Annotated in this window: 17 protein-coding genes; 7 read left to right on the top strand and 10 right to left on the bottom strand. The window is 59.6% G+C overall.

Annotated features, from left to right (window positions below):
* Window positions 1-13: 13 nt before the first annotated feature.
* Window positions 14-871, top strand: coding sequence for an HDOD domain-containing protein (locus tag B145_RS26900; protein ID WP_018610766.1), 858 nt, complete (start codon window positions 14-16; stop codon window positions 869-871).
* Window positions 872-952: 81 nt separating this feature from the next.
* Here the strand turns inward: B145_RS26900 and B145_RS0123715 are convergent, their stop codons facing one another.
* The 3 genes from B145_RS0123715 to B145_RS0123705 all read right to left on the bottom strand — a co-directional run bounded on the left by B145_RS0123715 (window position 953) and on the right by B145_RS0123705 (window position 3,084).
* Window positions 953-1,849 carry a phosphoribosylaminoimidazolesuccinocarboxamide synthase gene (locus B145_RS0123715; RefSeq protein WP_018610765.1) on the bottom strand — a complete coding sequence of 299 codons (897 nt, stop codon included), beginning with the start codon at window positions 1,847-1,849 and terminating at the stop codon, window positions 953-955.
* Window positions 1,850-1,950: 101 nt separating this feature from the next.
* Window positions 1,951-2,694, bottom strand: coding sequence for a polyphosphate--glucose phosphotransferase (ppgK, locus tag B145_RS0123710; protein ID WP_026259445.1), 744 nt, complete (start codon window positions 2,692-2,694; stop codon window positions 1,951-1,953).
* A gap of 117 nt (window positions 2,695-2,811) precedes the next feature.
* Entirely contained in the window at window positions 2,812-3,084 is a 273-nt protein-coding gene (locus B145_RS0123705) for an oxidative damage protection protein (RefSeq protein ID WP_018610761.1), read from the bottom strand.
* 196 nt (window positions 3,085-3,280) lie between these two features.
* Here B145_RS0123705 and B145_RS0123700 point away from each other — a divergent pair, with 196 nt between their 5' ends.
* Entirely contained in the window at window positions 3,281-4,765 is a 1,485-nt protein-coding gene (locus B145_RS0123700; RefSeq protein WP_018610760.1) for a glycoside hydrolase family 13 protein, read from the top strand.
* A gap of 44 nt (window positions 4,766-4,809) precedes the next feature.
* Here the strand turns inward: B145_RS0123700 and B145_RS0123695 are convergent, their stop codons facing one another.
* A complete protein-coding gene (locus tag B145_RS0123695; protein WP_018610759.1) occupies window positions 4,810-5,226 on the bottom strand; it encodes a hypothetical protein in 417 nt (138 codons plus the stop codon).
* A gap of 112 nt (window positions 5,227-5,338) precedes the next feature.
* Here B145_RS0123695 and B145_RS0123690 point away from each other — a divergent pair, with 112 nt between their 5' ends.
* Window positions 5,339-5,734, top strand: a complete 396-nt coding sequence (locus B145_RS0123690; RefSeq protein ID WP_018610758.1) for a hypothetical protein — start codon at window positions 5,339-5,341, stop codon at window positions 5,732-5,734.
* Between the two features lie 98 nt (window positions 5,735-5,832).
* Here B145_RS0123690 and pyk read toward each other — a convergent pair whose 3' ends face one another.
* The 6 genes from pyk to B145_RS0123655 form a co-directional block, all read right to left on the bottom strand.
* A complete protein-coding gene (gene pyk / locus B145_RS0123685) occupies window positions 5,833-7,263 on the bottom strand; it encodes a pyruvate kinase (protein ID WP_018610757.1) in 1,431 nt (476 codons plus the stop codon).
* A gap of 214 nt (window positions 7,264-7,477) precedes the next feature.
* Complete coding sequence (locus B145_RS0123680) at window positions 7,478-8,662, bottom strand: phosphoglycerate kinase (protein WP_018610756.1); 1,185 nt, start codon at window positions 8,660-8,662, stop codon at window positions 7,478-7,480.
* 93 nt (window positions 8,663-8,755) lie between these two features.
* The gene (gap, locus tag B145_RS0123675) at window positions 8,756-9,757 is read right to left on the bottom strand and encodes a type I glyceraldehyde-3-phosphate dehydrogenase (RefSeq protein ID WP_018610755.1); all 1,002 of its coding nucleotides are present in this window, start codon (window positions 9,755-9,757) and stop codon (window positions 8,756-8,758) included.
* A 128-nt stretch (window positions 9,758-9,885) separates the two neighbouring features.
* Entirely contained in the window at window positions 9,886-11,901 is a 2,016-nt protein-coding gene (tkt, locus tag B145_RS0123670; RefSeq protein ID WP_018610754.1) for a transketolase, read from the bottom strand.
* 529 nt (window positions 11,902-12,430) lie between these two features.
* A complete protein-coding gene (locus B145_RS0123660) occupies window positions 12,431-13,312 on the bottom strand; it encodes a phosphoribulokinase (protein WP_018610752.1) in 882 nt (293 codons plus the stop codon).
* An 11-nt stretch (window positions 13,313-13,323) separates the two neighbouring features.
* A complete protein-coding gene (locus B145_RS0123655) occupies window positions 13,324-14,121 on the bottom strand; it encodes an inositol monophosphatase family protein (protein ID WP_026259442.1) in 798 nt (265 codons plus the stop codon).
* A 203-nt stretch (window positions 14,122-14,324) separates the two neighbouring features.
* On the opposite strand from B145_RS0123655, the gene B145_RS0123650 reads away from it, so the two are divergent.
* The 4 genes from B145_RS0123650 to yacG all read left to right on the top strand — a co-directional run bounded on the left by B145_RS0123650 (window position 14,325) and on the right by yacG (window position 18,452).
* Complete coding sequence (locus B145_RS0123650; protein ID WP_018610750.1) at window positions 14,325-15,047, top strand: 16S rRNA (uracil(1498)-N(3))-methyltransferase; 723 nt, start codon at window positions 14,325-14,327, stop codon at window positions 15,045-15,047.
* 89 nt (window positions 15,048-15,136) lie between these two features.
* Window positions 15,137-16,456, top strand: a complete 1,320-nt coding sequence (gene argA / locus B145_RS0123645; protein WP_033408070.1) for an amino-acid N-acetyltransferase — start codon at window positions 15,137-15,139, stop codon at window positions 16,454-16,456.
* A gap of 15 nt (window positions 16,457-16,471) precedes the next feature.
* Complete coding sequence (locus B145_RS27945) at window positions 16,472-18,265, top strand: sensor domain-containing diguanylate cyclase (RefSeq protein ID WP_018610748.1); 1,794 nt, start codon at window positions 16,472-16,474, stop codon at window positions 18,263-18,265.
* Window positions 18,258-18,452, top strand: coding sequence for a DNA gyrase inhibitor YacG (gene yacG, locus B145_RS0123635; protein ID WP_018610747.1), 195 nt, complete (start codon window positions 18,258-18,260; stop codon window positions 18,450-18,452). The genes B145_RS27945 and yacG overlap by 8 nt, the downstream gene beginning before the upstream one ends.
* The last annotated feature ends 3 nt before the right edge of the window (window positions 18,453-18,455 follow it).

Genomic DNA, 18,455 nt, shown 5'->3' with positions numbered 1-18,455 from the left:
GGAGTACAACAGTATGAGTGAGACAACAGATCGTCGTGCGGCGTTCAGTGAAGCGATCGAACGGGAGATGCGCACGGGGGAGTTTGTCTTCCCGACCAGTATGCAGGCGGCGATGATGATTCGGCGTGCCCTGGAAGAGTCTGAGGCAGGGCTGACCGCCGTGGCCAAGGTGATCAGCCTGGAGCCGGTGTTGTCTGTGAAGCTGCTGCGCATGGCCAATTCTGTGTTCTACAACCCTTCTGGGATTGAGGTCACAGATGTGCAGCGGGCGCTGATGCGGGTGGGGGTCAACAATGCGCGGATTCTTGCCTTGTCGGTGATTGGTGACCAGTTGGCCACGGCGACCGAGTTTGCCCCGGTGATCCGGCTGGCTGAACAGCTCTGGCGCCATTCCCTGGATGTGGCCTCGCTGGCGTTTGCAATCAACATCCAGCTTGAAAATGCCCAGGCCGATACCGCGATGCTGGCAGGCATGGTGCATGACATCGGGCAGTTTTACTTGCTCTCGCGTGTGCATGAATTCCCCGAGTTGCTGCATGAGCAAAGCGAGCTGGCCGAATTCATCCTGTATTGGGATAAGCAGGTGGGGCAGGCCGTGTTGCGTGCAATGGGTACGCCGGACGTGATTGTTGAAGCGCTTGATAACCAGGATACATGCAGCGGCGTATGGCCGCCGCATAAGCTCTCCGACCTGATCTTCCTCGCCAACAGCGCGGCAGGCACCCCCAATCCGTTCAGCACTTTGTCATTGGAAGCGCAGGTCGAGCAGCGTCGTGCCGCATTCCAGAGCGTGGAGCATGAAACCATGAACCGCCTGCTGGATGAGGCGAGGGTCAAGCGTGCCGCCGCCTTGGCTATGCTGGCTGCTTGAAGTGGTGGCGTGATCTGGCTGCGACACCACCCATAAAAATGGCCGACAGTGTCGGCCATTTTTACGTCGGTTGTGTTCCGATTATAGCGGGAGCTTTTCCCCTGTCAGGCGCTCGTAGGCTTCCAGGTACTTGGCGCTGGTCTTTTCGATCACATCCTTGGGCAGGCGCGGGCCGGGGGCGGTTTTGTCCCAATCCAGCGTTTCCAGGTAATCGCGCACGAACTGCTTGTCGTAAGAAGGTGGGGAGATGCCTTCACGATAGCCCTCGGCAGGCCAGAAGCGGGATGAATCCGGCGTCAGCGCCTCGTCAATCAGATGCAGCGTGCCACCATTGTCGAGGCCGAACTCGAACTTGGTGTCTGCAATGATGATGCCGCGCGAAGCCGCATAGTCACGGGCTTCACTGTACAGTTGCAAGGCAGCGGCCTGGGCCTTGGTGGCCAGAGCCGTCCCCATCAGGGCTTCGCATTGGGCGAAGTCGATGTTTTCATCGTGGGTGCCCAACTCGGCCTTGGTCGACGGGGTGAACAACGGCTTTTCCAGGCGGGCGGCCATGGGGAGGCCAGCGGGCAATTCAATGCCGCAGACCTTGCCGGTCTTCTGGTAATCCTTCCAGCCCGAACCGATGATGTAGCCACGCACCACCGCCTCGATGGGCAGGGGCTTGAGGCGCTTGACCACCAGGGAGCGCCCGGCTACCTGATCGCGCTCCTGCGGATCGACCACGTCTTCCGGGGCAATACCGGTGAGTTGGTTGGGCAGGATGTGGCCCAGGCGGCCAAACCAGAACATCGCCAGTTGGGTGAGTACCCGGCCCTTGTAGGGGATCGGGTCTTGCAGGATGACATCGAAAGCCGACAGGCGATCTGAGGTCACAATCAGCAGTTTGTCGTTATCCACCGCGTAGATGTCACGCACCTTACCGCGCCCCAACAAGGGCAGGCTCTGGATGGTGGACTCGAATAAAGGCTGACTCATGAACGCAGACTCCGGCTATGAAAGCGCTGATTTTAAAGCAAAGTGACCACGCCCACAGGATAAATTATGGGTAAGCGTTGCCAAACCAGCGCTGGGAACACTCATCCCAACTGGCTTTGTGCATACAGTGCGGCCCCAACAATCCCTGCCTGATTGAGAAATTTGGCGGGCACCACCGGCGCCTTGATGGTGATCTGGGAGGCAAATTTCTCCATCTTCGAGCTTGCGCCACCGCCCAGGATGACCAAGTCCGGCCAGAGCAGGGCTTCCATCGCGCACAGGTAATGGTTGAAGCGGGTGCCCCACTGTTTCCACTTGAGGGCATCGGCATCCCGGGCGGCTTCCGAGGCAAAGCGCTCGGCCTCGATGCCGTTATCCAGGTAGATGTGCCCCAGCTCGGTGTTGGGCAGCAACTGGCCATTGGTAAACAAAGCAGTCCCCAGGCCCGTGCCAATCGTTACGATCAGGACCACGCCGTGGTGATCCTTGCCAGCACCAAAACGCATCTCGGCCAGGCCCGCCACATCGGCATCATTGGCTACATACACCGGGCAACCCGTTTGGGTAGAGAACAACTCGGAGACCGAGGTGCCGATAAACGCCTTGTCGATATTCGCAGCCGTGCGGGCAATCCCGTGCTGGATCGCGGCCGGAAAGCCGATTCCGATGGGCCCTGTCCAGCCATGCTGGCGGGCCAGTTCCTTGATGGTCAGCCCTACCGCCTCAGGCGTGGCGGGCTGCGGGGTTTCAATGCGGATGCGCTCGCTGACGAGATTCCCGCTGGTGGTGTCAACAATTGCCCCTTTGATGCCGGAGCCACCTACGTCAACGCCCAAAATGTTCACTTCATGCTCCCTGTGGCAACAGGCCTTCATCCCTGGTGGGCGACTGCCACACAATGGGGATGTGCCTTGTGATTGGATCTGATTTCATCTACTACGGCTGTAGCCGGGGCGCTTGCCTCAGGCGGAGGGCGGAACGTAGCCGCTGGCTGCCTCAGCACCTTCGCCGAAGAAGTGGCGTTCCAATTGCTCCGTCAGGTACTGGCGGGCTTTCGGGTCCATCAGATTCAGGCGGTTTTCATTGATCAACATGGTCTGGTGGCGAATCCATTGTTGCCATGCCTCCTTGGAGACGTTTTCCCAGATCTTCTTGCCCAGCGCGCCGGGCAGTGGTGGCAGATCGAGACCTTCGGCTTCGATACCGAGCTTGATGCATTTCACCATACGGGCCATGAATGTATTCCTAGTGCAAACTTGTTGGGAGTCTGTAATTGTAGGGGCTGGCGCGCTAAAGCAACAGAGCCGCAAGATGTCGATAGGGGAAAGTGGTTACTGCAAAAGTGCCCTAACAGGCTGGAATTGTTTGACTGTAAGCGGTTACAATGTGCTAAATGAGGTTTGAAACCGTATTTTCAGATAGCGAGAAATCATGGATCGTCGTGCCGAGGTGGTGTATCAAATCTTCCCTGAGCGCTTTGCCATCGGTGCTCCCCACACCAGTGCCAGCAAGCTGGCGCTGCCCATGTATCAAGCCAAGGGTAACGCTACGCGGGCCTGGCATGAGATGCCCGCCATGCGCCCGAAGGAGGCCCGCGACCGTGGCCATATCTTCTACGGCGGTGATCTGGCCGGGGTGATCGATAAACTCGATTACCTGCAGGATTTGGGGGTGACCACCCTGTACTTCACGCCGATCTTCAAGGCGCCCTCCAATCACAAATACGATGCGGTCGATTTCTTTACCGTTGACCCCATGTTTGGGGACGAGAAAACCCTGCGCCGCCTGATTGCCGAGCTGGATCGCCGGGGGATGGGGCTGATCCTGGATGCCGTACTCAACCATGTGAATTATCGTAACCCCTGGTTCCTGGCGGCCAAGCGCGGTGAGCTGCCCTATAAGGACTGGTTCAGCTTCGATGCCAAAGGGCGGCACGAATGCTGGTGGGGGAACGAGTATCTGGCCGAATTGAATCTCGAAAACGAGGCTTTGCAAGACATCCTCTTCAAAGGCCCCAAGAGTTTCCTCGCGCACTATCTGGAGATGGGCATCAAAGGCTGGCGCTTCGATACTGCGCAGGACCTGGGCCTGAAAACCGCTTGCCGGATTCATGACGCTATCATCCCGCGCTTTCCCGAATCCCAATTGCTGGGTGAGCTGATTACCTACGCCGGTGGCTGGCTGGATGGCAGCGGCTTTACCGGCATGATGAACTACTACTTCCGCGAAGCCATGCTGGCTTGGCTGGCGGGCGACATCAGCCACCGTCAGGCGGCGATGGCTATGCAGGACTACTACCAGGGCTATGGGCATGAAGGCGCGCTCAAATCCTGGCTGATGCTCTCTAGTCACGACACCATGCGGCTACGCACGGCGATTCCCGACCCCAAGCTGCGCCAACTGGCGATTGCTGCGCAATTCACCTTGCCGGGCATTCCGCTGATCTACTATGGCGAAGAGAATGGCATGGAAGGCGCGGACGACCCGGATTGCCGCCGCGCCATGATTTGGGATGAGGCCCAATGGGAAGTGCCCATGCGCGAATTTGTGCGCAAGATGGTTGAGCTGCGCCACGCGCTGCCCGCCCTGCAACACGGGAGCCTGACCATGCTGAGCGACCGCCAGGATAGTAACGCCCTGATCTTTGTGCGCCAAACAGATGTATTGGGGGAATTTGTTTTTGTGGTCATCAACCTGAGCCGCAAGCCGCTCAAGGAACTGGTGTTCGTCCCCTGCCCGCACCTATACAGCAGCGTGCCTTTGCGTGATCTGATGGACCCCGAGCGTGAAGCGGTGAAGATGGGCGGCGGCTGCGTCTGGCTCGAAGCGCCAGCCAGCGGCGTGGCGGTGTATGCGCCATTTGAGCCGTATGACAATTACCGTTTCTTCAAACCCCGCAATCAGGCAGGCGTTTGAGTTGGGTGGTATTGGGGGGCAGGGCGCCCCCTATTTTCACGGCCCTAGAAATGGCTACTGGTGTTGCGTAGCGAACGCAAAAACAGCCCCAGTCCACCCACGCACAGCACCAGGATCACCAGCAGATCAAATAATGACATCGCTCGTAGCGAGAACTGGATGTTTGACAGCACGCCAAAGATGATCGCCACCAACGCGCCTACAAACAGCAGCCAGCCCAAAGGATTGCGAGCATTGTAGAACACCATGCCGACGCCAAAGACCAGGGGAATCAGTAGCATGCCACTGGTGATGCTCATCCCGCCCATGGCTGACGCGTAATAGAGGGGCGCCCCCAGCGAGAAGGGAATGTAGATCATGATCGAGTGCAAGAGCAGATAGAAGCCCCCACACATCATCACAAGCCCCAGAAGAAAGCTGCCCACCCCGCCAGAAGTGCCGCCCGCTCCGGTGATTTTCATGGTTTCTCTCCAAGTCTGTTTGGGCAAAGTGTAACCCAGATGCCTTTATCCATGCCCCACCCCGCGCGGATCAGTAAAATTGCAGGCAGGTTTTCAGCTTGAAAGACAAAAAATGAGCAAAATCCCGATGCGGCGCATTGTGGTGGATGAGCAGACTTACCTGTGGCGCCGCCGTCACCACCATGCCGAATCTCCCGAGGGCGCCATGTGTGAGGAGATTTTGACCCTCTATGCACAGGGCTTTGGCAAAAGCGCCTTGCGCCTCGTCTTCAAGGGCGATGCAGAGTGGGGCGCGGGGGATTTTGACGCCGGGGTGATCTACGCCCGCCATGGTACGCTGAGCTACAACCTCAACCGCCCCGCCGTGGTCGCCGCCCTGATCCGCTACATGCTCCAGCAAGGCTGGCTGCCGCAACGCGAACGCACGCCACGCATTGAGGCACAGGCGATTCCTTTGCTGGAACTGTCACGCGCACCACTGGAAAGAGTGTCCGTTCGCAGAAGCTGATCTGTGCTGGGCGCAGGAAATACAAAAAGGGCCGCCCGAAGGCAGCCCTTTTCAATACTGCATCAGGCGCACAAGGCGCCAGATAGCGAACGCGAATATCAGTTCTGGCCGATACGCACGATCTTCAGGCTGTTGGTGCCGCCAGATTGGCCGAGCGGTTCGCCCACGGTGATTACCACGACGTCGCCCGGTTGCACCAGCTTGTTGCGCAGCAGGGTCATTTCTGCTTCGCGCATCAGGTGTTCGCGGTCATCGGTGATGCGGGGCATCATGATCGGGTGCACTTCGCGGTACAGGGCTACCTTGCTGACGGTCTCAGGCAGCGAGGTCAGGGCGTAGATAGGAATACCGGAGCGCATGCGGCTCATCCACAGTGCGGTGGAGCCGGATTCGGTCAGGGCGACGATGGCCTTGGCGCCCATGTGGTGGGCGGAGAACAAGGCAGCCATGGCGATGGACTGATCGATACGGGTGAAGGTGCGGTGCAGGAAATCCTGTTGCAGCGTGACCGGGTAGGACTTCTCGGCTTCTTCACAAACGCGGGCCATGGTTTCCACCACTTCAACCGGGTACTTGCCAGCAGCAGTTTCGGCGGAGAGCATCACGGCGTCGGTGCCGTCGAGCACGGCGTTGGCCACGTCGGACACTTCGGCACGGGTGGGCACCGGGCTGGTGATCATCGATTCCATCATCTGGGTGGCGGTGATCACAAGCTTGTTGGCTTCGCGGGAAGCGCGAATCATCTTCTTCTGCAGTGCGGGCACAGCGGCTTCGCCCACTTCAACAGCCAAGTCACCCCGGGCGACCATCAGGCCGTCGGAAGCTTCCAGGATTTCGCGCAGGGTGTTCGGTTCAACCGCTTCGGTACGTTCGATCTTGGCGATCGTCTGTGCATCGCTACCGGCAGCGCGCAACAGGGTGCGGGCCATGTACATGTCGGCAGCGGTCTTGGGGAAGGAGACGGCGACGTATTCGATGCCGATGGCGGCAGCGGTCTTGATGTCTTCCATGTCCTTGGCGGTGAGCGCCGGAGCGGTGAGGCCGCCACCCTTCTGGTTGATGCCCTTGTTGTTCGACAGCTCGCCGCCGAAACGCACGCGGGTGTGGATTTCCGCTCCGATCACCTTTTCAACGTCCAGCACGATGGCGCCGTCGTTGAGCAGCAGGATGGTGCCGGGCTTCACATCGCGGGGCAGATCCTTGTAGTCCAGGCCGACACGTTCGTCGTTACCCAGTTCGCATGCTGCGTCCAGAATGAAGGCTTGGCCTTTTTCCAGGAAGGTTTTGCCGTTGGCAAACTTGCCGACGCGGATCTTCGGGCCTTGCAGGTCGGCCAGGATGGCGACGGGCTTGCCGACGCGCTTGGCGGCTTCACGCACCATCTGGGCGCGGGCCATGTGGTCTTCGGCCTTGCCGTGCGAGAAGTTCAGGCGGACAACATCAACCCCTGCGCGGATCATGCGTTCCAGGGTTTCGGGATCGTTTGAGGACGGTCCCAGGGTTGCCACGATCTTGGTATGGCGTTGCATAAATACTCCTTCAATGGGTGCTGTAATAGCGGGATCAGGTTCGACTACCGGCGTGGATACTGGCGCAGTGTTCTTGGCACTGGCAGGTGCACGTCGGGTTGCCGTAGTTTTTTTCGAGGGCTGTTTTGCAGCCTGGCCTTCAGACTTTTTCATCGGGCGTGAGCAGGAAAGTAAAAGAGAAATCGGAGTGTCTGTTGGCCGAGTGTCATAGGGATCAATTGTCAGCTCGTTTGCATAATGCGTCGACCGCTGGCAGGGTCTTGCCTTCCAGGAATTCCAAGAAGGCGCCACCGGCGGTCGAGATATAGCTGATCTTGTGGGCCACGCCGAACTTGGCAATGGCCGCAATGGTGTCACCACCACCCGCCAGCGACATGGCATGCGACTGGGCAATGGCTTCGCTGAGTGCCTTGGTGCCGTGGGCAAAGTGGTCGAATTCAAAGACCCCCATTGGCCCATTCCAAACGATGGTCTTGGCGGTCTTGAGTTGCGTGGTCAGCGCCTTGGCCGTCTCTGGCCCAATGTCCAGGATCATCTCATCATCGGCCACCGCGTCTGCGGCCTTGGTGATGGCGGGTGCGTGGGCGGAAAATTCCTTGGCGACCACCACATCGGTGGGCAGTGGCACGGAGGCGCCACGGGCCGCCATCTTTTCAATGATGCGGCGGGCTTCCGGCACCAGATCAGCCTCAACCAGGGATTTGCCGACATTCAGACCGGCTGCCAGCATGAAGGTGTTGGCGATGCCGCCGCCGACGATCAATTGATCGACCTTGTCAGACAGGCTGTCCAGAATGGTGAGCTTGGTCGAAACCTTGGAGCCCCCCACGACAGCCACCAACGGGTGTTGCGGCTCAAGCAGCGCTTGGGACAGTGCTTCCAGCTCTGCGGCGAGCAGGGGGCCGGCGCAGGCGATCGGTGCGGCCAGTGCTAATGCGTGAGTGGTGGCCTCGGTACGGTGCGAGGTGGCGAAAGCGTCATTGACATACACATCGCAGAGCTTGGCCATGCGTTCGGCCAGCTCCGGGCTGTCTTTCTTTTCGCCTACATTGACCCGGCAGTTTTCCAGCACGGCGACTTCGCCGGGTTTGACCTCAAATCGGCCGTCGACCCAATTCTGGATCAGACGCACGGGTTTGTTCAGGAGTTCGGCCAGACGCGCGGCCATGGGGGCCAACGTGTCTTCGCGTTGAAAATCACCTTCGGTGGGGCGTCCCAGATGCGAGGTCACCAGCACCGCCGCGCCCTTTTCCAGCGCCAGCTTGATGCAGGGAACCGAAGCACGAATGCGGGTATCGTCGGTGATGGCACCGGAGTCATCTTGCGGCACGTTCAGGTCGGCGCGGATGAAAACACGTTTGCCTTTGACGTCCAGCTCGGTCAGTTTCTTGAATCGCATGGTTGCCATCGAAAGTGAAAAAACAGGTGGAACAAACGAAAAACCGGCGGGCTGCGCCGGAAAAACCGTGCAGCCCGCCGACTCAGCCAAAAACTACTTGGCGATAACGCGAACCATCTCCAGAACCTTGTTGGAGTAGCCCCATTCGTTGTCGTACCAGGACACCAGCTTGACGAAGGTGCCGTCCAGAGCGATACCGGCTTCAGCATCGAACACGGAGGTTTGAGCTTCGCCACGGAAATCGGTGGAAACCACCTTGTCAGCGGTGTAGCCCAGCACGCCCTTCATCGGGCCTTCGGAAGCGGCCTTGACGGCAGCGCAGATCTGCTCGTAGCTGGCTTCCTTGTTCAGTTCAACGGTCAGGTCAACCACGGACACGTCAGAAGTCGGCACGCGGAAGGCCATACCGGTCAGCTTCTTGTTCAGTTCGGGGATAACCTTGCCCACTGCCTTGGCAGCACCGGTGGAAGACGGGATGATGTTTTCCAGGATGCCACGACCACCGCGCCAATCCTTGTTGGACGGGCCGTCAACGGTCTTCTGGGTGGCGGTAGCAGCGTGCACCGTGGTCATCAGGCCGCGCTTGATGCCGAAGGTGTCGTTGATGACCTTGGCCAGAGGAGCCAGACAGTTGGTGGTGCAGGAAGCGTTGGAGATGATGGTTTGACCAGCGTAGGTCTTGTCGTTCACGCCGTAGACGAACATCGGGGTGTCGTCCTTGGAGGGAGCGGACATGATCACCTTCTTGGCGCCAGCAGCGATGTGCTTTTCTGCGGTTTCCTTGGTCAGGAACAGGCCGGTGGATTCGACGACGATATCAGCGCCGACTTCGTTCCACTTCAGCTCTGCCGGATCCTTGACGGCGGTCAGGCGGATCTTCTTGCCGTTGATGATCAGGGTGTTGCCTTCAACTGCCACGGTGCCCTTGAAGCGGCCATGCACGGAGTCGTAGGTCAGCATGTATGCCAGGTAGTCCGGCTCCAGCAGGTCATTGATACCAACGATTTCGATGTCGTTGGAGAAGTTTTGCACAGCTGCGCGGAACACCATACGGCCGATGCGGCCGAAGCCGTTAATACCGACTTTGATTGCCATTTGTTAATACTCCATTTATCAAAGGGTTAAAAAATCCACCTTCAACGCGTGCCGCCAATTACGCGAGCTTCACCTGACCGGGGGAAAGCCAGATACGCGGGAACGAATCAACAGTAAAACCTAGAATCCTAGAGCAGCCGCGTGACAACTTCGACTACCTTCTCGGGCGTAAACCCGAAATGCTTGAACAGCGCGCCGCCGGGGCCGGATTCGCCAAAGCGGTCCAGGCCGATCACGGCACCCTTGCCACCCACGTACTTGTACCAGGCATCCGACACACCCGCCTCAATGGCCACACGCGGCAGATCGCCACCCAGCACTTCGGCGCGATAGGCAGCATCCTGCTGATCAAACAGGCGGTTGCAGGGCATCGAGACCACACGTACCGGCACGCCGGTTTCCGCCAGCTGCTTTTGCGCAGCCAGGGCTGCACCCACTTCGGAGCCGGTGGCGATCAGCACGGCACGGGCTGCACCCACTGCTTCAGACACAATGTAGCCACCCTTGCGGATCTTTGCCAGATGCGAATCATCGCGTTGTACCACGGCGAGGTTCTGGCGGGTGAGAATCAATGCGGAGGGGCCATCTTTGCGCTCAATGGCGTTGATCCAGGCCACCGCCGTTTCAGCCGGGTCGCAGGGGCGCCAGACGTGCAGATTCGGGATCAGGCGCAGCGAAGCGGTGTGCTCAATCGGCTGGTGGGTCGGGCCGTCTTCACCCACACCGATGGAGTCGTGTGTGAACACCATGACCTGACGCACGCCCATCAAAGAAGCCATGCGGATTGCGGAACGGCAGTAGTCCGAGAACACCAGGAAGGTCGAGGTGTAGGGGATGTAGCCACCGTGCAGGGCAATGCCATTGGCGATGGACACTTCGGCAAACTCCCGCACGCCGTAGTTGATGTAGTTGGCGTCCGCTACGCCGGGCAAAAATTCCTTGGTGCCACTCCAGTGGGTCAGGTTCGAGCCAGCCAAGTCAGCGGAACCGCCGAGCAGCTCGGGCAGGGAACCCGCCAGTGCCTGGATGGATTGTTGCGAAGCCTTGCGGGTAGCCACGCTATCGGTACGGACGATGGCCGCCTTTTCAAAGGCTGCGGCAGCCTGCTTGAAGGATTCGGGCAGTTCGCCCGACAGGCGACGCTTGAGTTCGGCCGCCAGTTCCGGGAAAGCCTTGGCGTAAGCTGCAAAGGCATTGTTCCACGCGGTTTCGGCGGAGGCGCCAGCAGCCTTGGCATTCCACGCGGCGTAGATGTCAGCGGGAACTTCAAACGAAGCATGCTCCCAGCCAATGGCCTTGCGCACACCCGCGATTTCGTCCGCACCCAACGGGGCGCCGTGGGAGTCACACGTGCCAGCCTTGGTTGGCGCGCCCTTGCCGATGGTGGTACGGCAGATGATCAGTGCCGGACGTTGCGTATCGGCAATCGCTTCCTTCGTGGCGGCTTCCAGTGCGGCAGCGTTATGGCCATCAATCGGGCCGATCACTTGCCAGCCGTAGGCTTCAAAGCGTTTCTTGGTGTCGTCGGTGAACCAGCCGGTGACGTGACCATCAATGGAGATGCCGTTATCGTCGTAATAGGCGGTCAGCTTGCCAAGCTTCCAGGTGCCCGCCAGCGAAGAGACTTCGTGGCTGATGCCTTCCATTAGGCAGCCATCGCCCAGGAAGACCCAGGTGCGGTGATCCACCACATCGTGGCCGGGGCGGTTGAATTTTGCGGCGAGCATCTGCTCAGCGAGCGCAAAACCAACGGCATTGGCCAAACCCTGGCCCAGTGGCCCGGTAGTGGTGTCCACGCCGGGGGTCATGCCGACTTCGGGGTGGCCGGGGGTCTTGGAGCCAAGCTGGCGGAAATTCTTGAGTTCTTCGATCGGCAGATCGTAGCCGGTCAGGTGCAGCAGCGCGTACAGCAGCATGGAGCCGTGGCCGTTGGAGAGCACGAAGCGGTCACGGTTGGCCCACAGTGGGTTGGCTGGGTTGTGGCGCAGGTGATGGCGCCATACCACTTCGGCGATTTCGGTCATGCCCAACGGCATGCCGGGGTGGCCGGAATTGGCTTTTTGCACTGCATCCATCACCAAGGCGCGCAGGGCGTTGGTGACGGGGGTGTAGATCGCGGAGTCGTCTTTTTGCGTATTCTGCATGGTAGTCGCGGGCTGGCGCCTTGATGTTTGTTAGGACAAGGTTGCAATTATCTCGCAAAACCCGTCAGAGAGCGACTCATGAAATCAGTCTCATGATTGCTCTGTTCCTATCATCTCAAGATTCGCAATCAAATATTACTATTGCGAAGGGCTAAACGTGCTTGACGGAGCGCAAGAAAGCCTCGCCAAATTACATTTTGCCGGCCTGTGCCTCCTTTCGAAACCCTGAGAACATCACGCTTGGCACCAAATTTGTGCCAAGCGGGCTATGCGAATTGGTTTTTTTGGACTTTGTCTGACCAAGCATGGACTGCATTATGGTCGAAACTGCTTTATTTCACGATGCGGTAAAGCCTGTATTTTGATTTAAAATCGAACTAATTTGTTTTGTGTGCAATAGCACAATTCAATGAAGCCATAAGAGTGGCTTCTGGATTGGTTTTCAAGGTTGCTATATTGAAAATTGCTGCAATGCAGAATTGTGTATTTACAACGCTGCTGGGGCAAAAAACCGGGTATCTGCCTCTCTTTATGCCTGCAAGGCTTGGCGCCGACGTTCAACCAGCCCCGTGATCAAGGGGGTGAGGATGACCTGGAAGGCCATGTCGCGGTACGCGCCGGGCACCACCAGGGTGTTGATCCGACTCATCCAGGCGCCGGGCAGGGTGGCCAGCAGGTAGGGGAAGTCCACCTGATGCGGTTCGCGGAAGTGGATCACCACCAGGGTCTCGTCATCCGTTGGGATACCGTGGGCGGAAAAAGGATTGGCCGTGTCGACAACCGGCACGCGCTGGAAGTTGATATGGGTGCGTGAGAACTGCGGCACCATGTAGTGCACGTAGTCATCCATGCGATGCAGGATGATCTCGGTGACTGCCTGTTGCGAATAGCCCCGCTCCTGGGTATCGCGGATGGTTTTCTGAATCCATTCCAGGTTGATGGTGGGCACTACGCCAATCAGCAGATCCACGTGCCGGGTCAGATCCACTTCGCTGGAGATCACGCCGCCGTGCAAGCCTTCGTAGAACAGCAGGTCCGTATCGGAGGGCAGGGGCTTCCAGTCGGTGAAGGTGCCCGAGGGGCGACCGTGGAGCGCCGCCGTTGCGTCATCGTGCAGATAGTGACGCGACTGGCCCGAGCCCCGGGCCGCGTATTCGCAGAACAGAGCCTCCAACTCGACGAACAGATTGGCTTCCGGCCCGAAATGGCTGGGTGCGCGTATGCCTTGTTGTTCGGCCTGGGCGATGACCTGCCGCATGGCTGCGCGGTCGTAGCGGTGGAAGGCGTCCCCTTCCACGTAGGCGGCACGGATCTTTTCGCGCTGGAAAATCCAGTCAAAGGTTCGTGAGACGGTTGTTGTCCCGGCGCCCGATGAGCCGGTGACAGCAATGATGGGGTGGAGTACCGACACGGCCTGTCTGCTCAGCGGTGCGATTGCAGCCAAGCCAGCCACTCTGCGTAGAGCACCGGGTTGGAGGCCAGTACCACGGCGCGTTTGGGCAGCGGGGCGGCCACCAGCGGCCCACCATCGAGCACGCCATAGGCGCCCCCGGCTTCTTCCAGGATCAGGCGTCCAGCCGCGTAATCCCACAGGGCTTGGCCGCCGTGCAGGTAGATATCCAGCCGACCTGCTGCTACAAAGCACCATTCCAGGGCGCTGGAGCCGAAATTGCGCTGTGAATAGTAGGGTGGGCGAGTGATCAATTCGGTCGCCAGCCGGTCGGAAATCCGTTTGAAATCAATGCCTGCCACCGATAGTCTGAGTTGCGGGCTGGAGGGACGCAGTGGCAGGCGCCGTCCATTGAGCCAGGCGCCACAGCCACGGGCAGCGTAGAAGGCTTCGTCCGTGGTGGGGTTGTAGATCACACCATACTGGGTCTCGCCCTCCACCATGTAGGCAACCGACACGGCAAACAACGGCACGCCGTTGGCAAAGTTGGTCGTGCCATCAATCGGGTCGATGCACCAGATTCCCTGCCCACCTGTCTCCCAGCACGCGAGTTGCTCCTGAGTACTCATTTCCTCGCTTAGTATGGGCGCCTCTTCCAGTTCTGGCAGTTTCTCCAGCAGGGCCTGCTGGGACGCCAGATCAGCCTGGGTGAGCGAGCTTCCATCGGTCTTGTGCTCGCGGACGGCGTTGAGGAAATACGGCATGATCGCATCACGGGCAACGTCACGGATGATCGATTCGAGCGCGCGGGCACGGGCAAGCAGCGGCATGATGGATGTCCAGGGCAAGAGGGGTGTCCCAATGATAGAGCCTTCGCCCATCTGCAGGCTAGTGGCTTGACCAGATCGCCTTTTTGGGAGGCCCATTGTGCTGCTCGAAAGTGCAAAGTGCTCAAATTACTGAAACCTCCATTTACAATAATCCCCATCCTCGGATAGGGTGTTCCGTTTGCTACCTGGGATATCCTGTCACCATGCCTTCCCGTTTCTATTGTCCCCCACCGCTGAGTGCGCCTGCACAGTTGCCCTTGCCTGGCGAGGTCGCCCACCATGCGTTGCGTGTACTGCGCCTGCGTTATGGTGAAACCGTCATCCTGTTCGACGGTGTGGGGGGCGAGTTCGTGGGGGAATTGGTGGAGCTGGATGGCCAGCCGGGGGTCGCATTAAGCGCACAGCTGGAGGTGCAGCGTGAAGCACCGCTTGCCATCACCCTGGTGCAAGCCCTGGCCGTGGCTGACAAGATGGATTGGATTGTGCAAAAGGCGGTGGAACTGGGGGCGGTGGCGATACAGCCGATCGAAGCCGAGCGCTCCGTGTTGAAGCTCACGGGGGATCGTGCCGCCAAACGCGTGGCGCACTGGCGGCAGATTGCGGTGGGTGCTGCCGAGCAGTGCGGGCGTAGCCAGTTGAGTGCGGTGGGCGAGGTGGAACGCCTGTCCCGCTGGCTGGCACAGCCTTTTGCCGGAGAACGTTGGATACTGGCGCCAGAAGGCGGGGCGCGGCTCTCAAGCATGCCTCGGCCAAGTGCGCCGGTTGCATTATTGATCGGGCCGGAAGGCGGGTGGAGCGAAGCCGAGCTTGCCCAGGCCCAGGCGGCAGGGTGTAAGCCTGTGGCGTTGGGCCCCCGCATCCTGCGCACCGAAACGGCGGGGATGGCGGCAATGGCCGCGATGATGGCCCTTTGGGGCGATTTTTGAACTTTTGAGTCGGGCCCTATGGGCCAAAGAAAGAGATGAGCAATAAGGAAAGCCGGGTATTCAGCGAGAATCTGTCCGCCGCCGTCCGCATGGGCGACGAAGAGGCCATCCGTTTCGTCGATTGGGTGCGCGATGCCGCGCCCTACTTCCATACCTTTCGCGGCAAGACTTTCGTGCTGGCCTTCGGCGGCGAAGTTGCACAGGGTGAGCGGATGGAAGACCTCTGCCATGACTGCAACCTGTTGGCCGCGCTGGGCGTGCGACTGGTGCTAGTGCATGGCTCACGCCCGCAGATCGAGGCCGAGGTCGCCCGCCGTGGCCTGCAATCGCACTACCACCGTGGCTTGCGGGTGACGGATGCGCGGGCGCTGGAATGCGTCAAGGCCGCAGTCGGGGTGACGCGTATCGAGATCGAGGCGCGGCTCTCGCAGGGTCTGCCCAACACGCCGATGGCGGGTGCCTTCATGCGTGTGACCGGGGGCAACTTCATCACAGCCCGTTCAATTGGCGTGGTCGATGGCATCGACTATCAATTCACAGGTACGGTGCGGCGGGTGATTGCCGATGAAATCGCGGCGGACCTGGATCAGCAAAACGTGGTGCTGATCTCCAACCTGGGGGTGTCGCCCGCCGGGGAAATTTTCAATCTGGCTATGGAAGAAGTGGCCGAGCAGGTCGCCATCGCGCTCAATGCCGAAAAGCTCATCTACCTGTGCGATGCACCGGGGCTCCTGGATGGGCATGGCCGTCTGATTGACGCCATCACCGCCGAAGAGGCTGAACGCATGTTCAACGCCGGGGTGGGGCTCACGGAAGACCTGCACCTCTTCCTGCCGCGTGCCATCAAGGCCGTGCGCAACGGCGTGGCCCGCGCCCACTTGATTGACCGGGACAAGGACGGCGCCCTGCTGCTCGAATTCTTCACCCGCCAGGGGGTGGGTACCATGGTGGCGCGCGATCCGCTGCATCGGCTGCGGCAGGCCTCGACCGAAGATGTCGGGGCGCTGCTGCAACTGCTCGCGCCCTTGGAGGCCGATGGCACCCTGGTGCGGCGTGGGCGTGAGCTGATTGAAATGGAGATCGGACGCTTCACGCTGGTGGACCACGACGGCGTAGTGGTGGGCTGTGCGGCGCTCTACCCCTTCCCTGAAGATGGCATGGCCGAGATGGCCTGTCTGGTGGTCAACCCCGAATACCGGCGCGCCGGGTTGGGGGAACGCCTGTTGCAACATATTGCCAGTGAGGCACGCACACGCGGTTTCAAGGAACTCTTCGTGCTGACGACCCGCACCGAAGACTGGTTCCGTGAGCGTGGCTTCCGCGAAGAATCCATGGAAGCCCTGCCCGAGCGCAAACGCGACCTGTACAACTTTCAACGTCGTTCCAAGGTGTTCATCAAGACTTTATAGGAGACCTCTACTGCTGTGCGACTCCGCGCCCAACTCTCCGAACCCAGTGGCGTATTGCGTGCCTGGCTGATCCGCCGGAGCATGTATGCACTGCTGTGTGGGGTGTTGGCGGGGGTGGTGTGCTGGGCGACAGCGTATTTCCAACTTGGGCTCGCCTGGGAGTTGAGTGGAGCGCTGTTTGTCTGCCTGTCCGTCGTGGTCGTGATCCATGCCGGGTTTGCAATGGGCAAACGCACCTCGACTGCCATCATGACGCGCTTTGCCACCCAGGTGGAAGACTGCGCCCAGGGGTGGAATGCCCTGCACATCCCGCGCATGGGTTGGGCGCCTTACGACCGCATGGCCGAGGCTGTTGAAGCCCTGGCCGCCTACCGTCTGCAAGGCTACGAAGACACCTGTGCGGCCTTGCAGCGTTACCGGCAGTTGGCCGACGAGGCGCCGGGCCTGGAAGTATTCCTTGATCTCAATGGCATGGTGCAGTGGATGAATGCCATGGGCACGCATCGCCTGAATGCGGGTGGCAAGGCACCCCAAAGCATTCAGGGCTTGCTTGAGGATTGGGTGCATCCCAAGGATCGTGCGACCTTGCTTGAGCACATCGACAAAGCCATCCAGGGCGTGGTGCGTGAGCGCATCGAGGTACGCCTGATGCAGGCGGACAATAGCTTCTTCTGGGGGCAATGCCGCCTGATGCCCCGGCTTGACCCCGCCGGGCAGGTTGCCGGGGTGCGCCTGTCGGTGCAGGACATCCAAAGCCGTAAAGACGCTGAAACCCGCCTCATTGAAATGGTGGCCGCCCTGCAACGCACCCAGGCACTCAAAGAGCATTATCTTGGCCGCAGCAATGACGAGCGAATGCGCCTGTCGGCCCTGCTGGATATTGTGCGATTTGGCATCCTGTTCATCGACCGCGATCACCGGATCATGTACATCAATCAAGCCGCTGCGCTGACGCTGAATCTGAATAATCGCAAGGAAGTTGTCGGCATGCGCGATGACGTGCTGCTTGAGCTGAGCAAAGACCTGCGCGTGAATGATGAGGCCTATCGTGAGCATCTGGCAGCCGTCATGCAGCAGAACCACCGAAGTGAGCCGTATGACATACAGCTTTTTGACGGACGGGTGATCCGGGAACAATCCTCCCCCGTGGCGGGTTCAGACGACAGCCACCCCATCGGGCGGGTGTGGATTTTCGAAGATGTGACCGAAACCCTGAAAAACCAGCGTCACCTGACTGAAATGGCTGAATGCGATCCCTTGACGGGCCTGCTCAATCGGCGGCGTTTTCGGCATGAACTTGGGCGCCATATTGCGGAGTCCTTGCGGCGCGGAACCAGTCTGGCGCTGGTCAGTTTCGATTTTGATGGCTTCAAGAACATCAATGATCGCTTTGGTCATCAGGCTGGCGACGAAGTGCTGATCCGCGTCCCCCAGGCTTTGCAGGCGGTGATCCGGCGCAATGAATTATTCTTCCGCCTCGGCGGCGACGAGTTTGCCATCCTGGTCCCACATGCTCAGCGTGAGAGCGTGCAGCGGCTGGCCCAACGCATCATTGAAAAAGCCAGCCAGATTGAATTCGTTTTTGCCGAGATGCCTGTGCGAATCACCTTGAGCCTGGGTGTCGCATTTGTCCCCGATCACTCCAGTGATGCAGAGGAACTCGTGATTGCCGCAGATCGTGCCTTGTATCATGCCAAGGCAAATGGTAAAAACTGCTGGCACATGGCTGAAGAGCGCGGCTGGAATCCGGTGGATTCCAGCATGGAACTTCTGCTGCTGGATAAATATTCTGGAAATCGTAATGACTAAGCAGACTGTGCGGGTTGTAGCCTGCCCGCAATGCGGCACCAATGTTGAATGGCGCCCGGAGAGCCGGTATCGGCCATTTTGTTCGGAACGCTGCAAGCTGATCGATATCGGCGCCTGGGCCAGCGAAACCTACCGGGTTGCCGGGCAGGAGGAACCGCTGTCAGACGAGGTGCCCGAGCAGCACTGAAGC

It is taken from the genome of Uliginosibacterium gangwonense DSM 18521, from assembly GCF_000373965.1.
Classification (GTDB): Bacteria; Pseudomonadota; Gammaproteobacteria; order Burkholderiales; family Rhodocyclaceae; genus Uliginosibacterium; species Uliginosibacterium gangwonense.
The sequence above is the reverse complement of the archived record's forward strand: the minus strand, read 5'-3'. Positions and strand labels throughout refer to the sequence as shown.